At 50.5% G+C, this 1,226-nt stretch carries 2 protein-coding genes; both read left to right on the forward strand.

All coding sequences use genetic code 11. The features are described 5' to 3' along the window. Window positions 1-197, forward strand: a 197-nt coding sequence (locus KDK14_RS06915) for a hypothetical protein (protein WP_257264302.1), incomplete at its 5' end; no start/stop codon positions are given. Between the two features lie 294 nt (window positions 198-491). Continuing rightward, window positions 492-1,184, forward strand: coding sequence for a nucleoside recognition domain-containing protein (locus KDK14_RS06920; protein ID WP_257264303.1), 693 nt, complete (start codon window positions 492-494; stop codon window positions 1,182-1,184). Window positions 1,185-1,226: the final 42 nt, after the last annotated feature.

Consider the following 1,226-nt stretch of genomic DNA (forward strand, 5'->3'; position numbering starts at 1 on the left):
GGATGCCAAAGCCGGGGACTTTGTCGCTCTTGGGGTTTTGTGAGGGAGCGCCGGAAGTACGGTCGACTGAGCAAAACTCCCCGGGGGCTGCAAGGGACAAGCGAGATCGGGAGCACGTTTATGAAATATTCGGGTTAGCCCATGACAATTTACGGTTTGAACTAAAACAAGGCGCAGCCTATACCAGAAACCCGTAAGAAAAAAGGGAAATCACTTGTCCACAAAAAACCCGCACCTTTACATAAAACACCGAAAAACACTGCACTCCCCTGTTTAACTACTTACCAAGAACAGCACATCGTCCCTGATGCGTGAAGCAAACGTCAGCGGCAATAGCAAGGCTATATGTCATGATCCGAAACCTGAGGTCAAAATACTGCGTCTAACCCTCATTCTATCTTGTACAGAAGACTTATATGCTCTACGGCAAGGTAAATTTTCTGATCAGTTGTCGACATCTGATATCCCATAAATCTCCCGGGAGGGAAACAATGAAAACTGAGGAGAAGGTCTCCATCGGAGCCTATATAACACTGGCATTTGCTGTCGTGTTCTTTTCCGGACTATTGAAGTCTAATGAGTGGTACGGTGTCTTTGACTTCACCACCCTTAACGGCAGCTTTGGCAAGCTGATGAAAGACGTCACTGGTGGCATGTCAGCTTTCCGTGGCATGGGTGGTAGCGGTGCGGCCGACGGTTTTTTGTTTGCCCTGGGCCTGGTACCAACGGCCATGTTCGCCCTGGGCATGATCGCGGTGCTTGAGCATTACGGGGCATTGAAAGCTGCCCGTAAAATGCTGACGCCCCTGCTTCGTCCCCTGATGGGTATTCCCGGTTCAACGGGTCTGGCCATTATCGGCAGTCTGCAGTCCACCGACGTGGGTGCAGGCCTGACTAAATCCCTGGCTGATGAAGGTGAACTGACTGACAAGGAGAGGAATGTCTTTACCGCATTCCAGTTTTCTGGCGGTGCATTGATCGTCAACTTCTTCGGTTCCGGTGCCATTTTGTTCACCCTGTCGGACACCGCGGGCGCTGGTGTCCCTGGCTCTATCGGTCTGGCTCTGGTGGTGATGTTTGTCTTTAAAATCGTTGGCGCCAACATTATGCGTTTTTACCTCAAGGCCATTGACAAGAAATCTGGCGAACAAGCAATTACTGGCAACACTGCGGAGGCTAACTGATCATGACTGCTGCGACTGAAAGTAAAAAGATGATCACCGACG

This window comes from Endozoicomonas sp. ONNA2 (genome assembly GCF_024606365.1).
Lineage (GTDB): Bacteria > Pseudomonadota > Gammaproteobacteria > Pseudomonadales > Endozoicomonadaceae > Endozoicomonas.

What these genes read in the sequence shown, in the direction of transcription:
- KDK14_RS06920 (WP_257264303.1), top strand. Translation starts at nt 492, where the DNA reads ATGAAAACTGAGGAGAAGGTCTCCATCGGAGCCTATATAACACTGGCA.